Raw genomic sequence first — 4440 nt, 5'->3', positions numbered from 1 at the left:
ACTTTAGGCTTAACCAGAACAGTTCTACCACTTTGGTCAACACCGTGAACAGCAAACACATTTTTAGCAAGATCGATACCGACAGTCGTGATAGTCATAACGAATTCCTCCGGGACGATGTGTAGCCCATGATCGCACAAGAGTTAATCAGGCGCATAATCAGGGGAAGTCCCTTCCATTCGTTAAGGCTAAAAATTGGCCGCTGAGCCCCAAAGGATCTTGGGAAGATCCTCCAGGGTTAAATAGGTTGCTTACCAACTACCGTAAGGATATTTTTTCCCTTTGATAAAATCCTCGGTATCTTTTCCGTACTCATAGCCGTTAGAAAACCGCGTTATTCCTTTGCAAATATCTAATTTATCCCCTGATACGGTTTTAAGAACTGACGGTGTGACGCGATAATTTGGCTCAGAGCTGATCCCCTGCAACCAGACGGCTACTTTTCCCTCCGGAGCCAGACCAATTTGCACTCTGTCGTAATACGCTATTCTCCCCCGATAATCTCTGCGCTCACCCGGCCTGAGCATTTTCTCCAGTACAGGTTTAGGGATCGTCAGTGCGGTCTCATAGACTTTTTTATCGATAATCGAGTCCCAGCAAAAAATAATATGTCGGGGGGGACGTTTAACGTGATTCCAGTAGCCTCCAGACACACGGTCTTTGTCGTTCCACTCGCCGATAACGTCTGGTAGAGCAGATGTACGGTTCAGGGTATTAAACTCATAAACTTTGCCATCGGCATCCTGAACAACGGCGTACGTCACCAGTGCGGGCAGCGCCTTGGGTGTGAAAAAATCAAAAGTCCACTCTGTTGGCTCATCGTTTGAGGCGACAGTGCCGGACAAAGATTTTCCCTGACAGGCCGCCAGTGCCAATAAAGGAAGAAGACAGGCCATACGTATTATTTCCATATTCTATTCCCGTTCATATCGTAAACCGTACGCTGCCAGCGCTCGTCCGGCCGGTTGGTGAACGTCACCAGCTTCGCCGGTTTGACCGCACCGCTTATTATTCCCTGGCCATCTCTCGCCACGCTGTTCCAGTTGCCTGAGCAGTGGATATATTTTTCGGCCAGCATCAGAATTTCTGGCGTGGTAAAACCGGGGGCTGACTGGCCCCCCCTTATGGCGCGGCCCATCACAATCGCTTTTTCACACAGGCTGTTCAGCTCTGGTCGGAGTGACAGGTTGTCGTCTTTAGGTAAAATAGGGGAAAATTCTACCCCGGCATCCTGTGCCGCATCGAGCATCACCCGCAACACCACCTTCGACCAGTCATTACGCGTCGGACGGTCGATAACCAGCGCGGCACCGCTGCGTTTCTGTAGCGTTCCGTAACGGTCTGCTGGCATTTTGTCGTCATGCCAGGTATCAACATTCACCTCCACCGCCTTCAGCAGTGGCGCTATCGCCGGATAGCCGTCCATCGCTTTAAGCTGTGCACAGGTCTGTTGGTAAATCCGCGTTTCCGTGTCGGGGGTGGAAAGGGTAACGGTTTCAAACTCCGGTCGGGTAAGGAAGTAGGCTTCGCGCTCGTCGGGGTTATAGCCGCCGCCAATATCAGAGTGTGCGCCGGGCAAAGCCAGTTCCGGCCACGCCGGTTTAACGCTATTCAGTGCGAAGTTAAAGCGGCATTCGTGCTGCGCGGTGATGTGGAACACTTTGTCTGCCACGCCCGGACGCAGCACCAGATTCACTTCTCCGGTATCGGCGCTGTGCGGATTGAGGCCGTTAACCGGTGTCCCGATGGCGGCTACGGTATCGAATATCCCCAGAAAGCGGGTTTTTCCGCCGGGCGTTCCGGAAAATTCTGTACCATCCAGCCCGACTTTAATCGCCGCGATAATCGCGCTGTCCTGGCTGAATACCCGGTTGGCAAAGTGGCGCGCCGCCGCCGCTCCCCGGCTGAAGCCGAAAATATCAAATTGCAGCTCTTTGATTGTACAGGACCGGGCATCGGTGTGCTTGTCTAGATAGCCCTGAATACCGGCAGCCAGTGCCGCGACTGCTTTATCGGTTTTTCTCACCACGCCGGTATCACCCCGGCCAGTACCCATTCCATAAGTGCTGTCGCCAGCCTCGTCTTCCGTACCGATACCTTCAATATAAATGGTGTACTGGCCTGCCCCTGTATCAGTTTTTATTTCCGGGTTATAAAGCGTATGGAGCCAGTGCACGTTACTGTAGTAGCCGATATAGCTGCCAGCTGCGGTGCCGCTGACCCCGCGATTCAGCCGGATACACTGCTCTAACGCAGACGTAGATTCAGCATCATTCATCCCGTAATGTTCACCGGAACAGGCGGCCTGACGGTCACCGCTGTTATTCGCATTGTTGCCAGTGCCATCAAAGAACACGCCGATGGTCAGTGTGATTTCCCGTTTCTTCTTCGCGGCCTGCGCTCGCTGTTCAGGCTCTGACTGCCGGGCTTGTTTTTTCGCCGTCTCAGCCCGTTCGGCCACACGTCCGGCGTTGCCGTCGCTCTCGTAGGTGTGCGTCTGGACTGACGGAATAAACCGGGCGCGGCACGGGCAGGAACTGTAGCTGTCCAGCGAACCCGCCCACTCTTTCAGTTCTCCGCCCACCTCATAGGTGTCCCCCATGCCGCCGCACACGCGGAAGCGCCCCTCATGCTTCCCGCAAGTCACCGGGTCGCCCTCTCTGACCTGCTGCCGCTCAATGCCACCAATTTCGTAGGTGTCGTCAGACGCACCGGAAAGGATCCGCCCCCCGCAGGTGGTTTTATCCAGGTGATAAAGAAAAAATCCCGTTGCCATAATCCCTCATGATTAAAATGGTTATAAAATCAGCACATCATACCTTAATCATGACTTAACCAAAATCTTTGGCTTCTGATTGCCGGTACAACGCCTGGATACGGCGGATTTGCGAAGGGCTGTACCCCGTTGCATCTGCTGTTTCCCGGATACTGAGTTTTTTTACCTGCCGGTAGTACAGGACTTTCTGGTGCCGCTCCTTATCAGCCTGTTTTCCCCGGTATCTCCCCAGCGTATGTACTCGTTCAATTCCCTGTTTCTGCCGCTGGCGGCGGCTCAGCCAGTCCTTATGCGACATTGCGGCCATCAGGTCGATAAGCATGTTATTGATGGCGGTTATCGCGGCGCGGGTAATCGGAACAACCTGCGATGAGTCTTTATCAGACAGCGCCTGCCATGAGGTGGGTACATCCAGGCTGACAATCCGCAGCTCGTGTTGTTCTATCTGTTTTTTCAGCGTCATCCAGTCGCTGTTACTGATAAGCGAACACTGTTTATGCTGGACTGGTTCCGCGATCCTGCATTGCGTCGCAGGGTTCAGGGCGGTCTGAACAAAGGAGAAGCGCGCAATGCGCTTGCCAGAGCCGTCTTCATGCATCGTCTGGGCGAAATAAGGGATCGTGGTGTGGAAAACCAGAGTTACCGCACCAGTGGCCTTACGCTGATCACAGCCGTGATCACATTGTGGAATACCGTGTATATAGAAAACGCCGTTAACCAGTTGAAAAAGAAGGGGATGCCGCTCAATGAACACTTGCTGTCACACTTGTCTCCGCTGGGCTGGGAGCATATTAATCTGACGGGAGACTATAGCTGGCGAATCAACAAAAAACTGGCTGAAGGGAAGTATCGTCCTTTGCGGCCAGTTGATGTCAGTCAGTACAAAAAACAACCTTAACGAATGGAAGGGACTTCCCCTGATTATGCGCCTGATTAACTCTTGTGCGATCATGGGCTACACATCGTCCCGGAGGAATTCGTTATGACTATCACGACTGTCGGTATCGATCTTGCTAAAAATGTGTTTGCTGTTCACGGTGTTGACCAAAGTGGTAGAACTGTTCTGGTTAAGCCTAAAGTATCGCGTGCTGCACTTCCTGAGTTAATTGCAAGTTTGCCTCCCTGTGTTATCGGGATGGAAGCATGCTCCGGGGCTCACTACTGGGCAAGATTGTTTCGGCAGTATGGTCATGGGCCACGTCTGATGGCTGCTAAGTTTGTATCGCCTTATCGTATGGCCGGAAAATCAGGAAAAAATGATGCAGCTGATGCTCAGGCTATCTGTGAAGCTGTTCGTCGTCCGCATATGCGGTTCGTACCAGTGAAAGACGAAAGCCAGCAGGCCATGCAGTGTTTACATCGTACCCGTCAGGGTTTTATCGAAGAGAAAACAGCAACGTATAATCGTCTGCGAGGATTGATATCTGAATTCGGTTTCATCGCGCCACAAAGTGCTGATGCCCTGCGCCACATGGTTTCTGTGCAGAAGAGCTCTTTACCGCTTCAGGTTCAGCAATGTGTTGATGATTTGATGGTACACGTTGATCGCATTGAAGCTAACATCACTGAATATGACCGAATTTTATCCCGCATAGCCAAAACAGATCATCGCAGTCAGCGGCTGATGGAGCTAAAGGGCGTTGGTCCCACAACGGCCTGTGCAC

3 protein-coding genes and 2 pseudogenes are annotated in these 4440 nt (G+C 52.3%); 2 read left to right on the top strand and 3 right to left on the bottom strand.

The window, feature by feature from the left end; all coding sequences use genetic code 11:
* Window positions 1-251: 251 nt before the first annotated feature.
* From GS12_RS22210 to GS12_RS22200, 3 genes and pseudogenes are all read right to left on the bottom strand, one after another.
* A complete protein-coding gene (locus GS12_RS22210) occupies window positions 252-911 on the bottom strand; it encodes a DUF2931 family protein (protein ID WP_034951051.1) in 660 nt (219 codons plus the stop codon).
* On the bottom strand, window positions 902-2776 hold the full coding sequence (locus GS12_RS22205) for a phospholipase effector Tle1 domain-containing protein (RefSeq protein WP_034951049.1): 1875 nt from the start codon (window positions 2774-2776) through the stop codon (window positions 902-904). Before GS12_RS22205 ends, GS12_RS22210 begins: the two co-directional genes overlap by 10 nt.
* Window positions 2777-2831: 55 nt before the next feature.
* A pseudogene (locus GS12_RS22200) lies at window positions 2832-3257 on the bottom strand (recombinase family protein); the annotation flags it as partial.
* On the opposite strand from GS12_RS22200, the pseudogene GS12_RS22195 reads away from it, so the two are divergent.
* Window positions 3258-3674, top strand: a pseudogene (locus tag GS12_RS22195) (Tn3 family transposase); the annotation flags it as partial. It abuts the pseudogene before it with no gap.
* Window positions 3675-3758: 84 nt separating this feature from the next.
* Window positions 3759-4440 (top strand): IS110 family RNA-guided transposase (locus GS12_RS22190; RefSeq protein WP_034951053.1); only part of this gene is annotated, 682 nt, incomplete at its 3' end.

The organism is Erwinia oleae, assembly GCF_000770305.1.
GTDB lineage: Bacteria > Pseudomonadota > Gammaproteobacteria > Enterobacterales > Enterobacteriaceae > Erwinia > Erwinia oleae.
The sequence above is the reverse complement of the archived record's forward strand: the minus strand, read 5'-3'. Positions and strand labels throughout refer to the sequence as shown.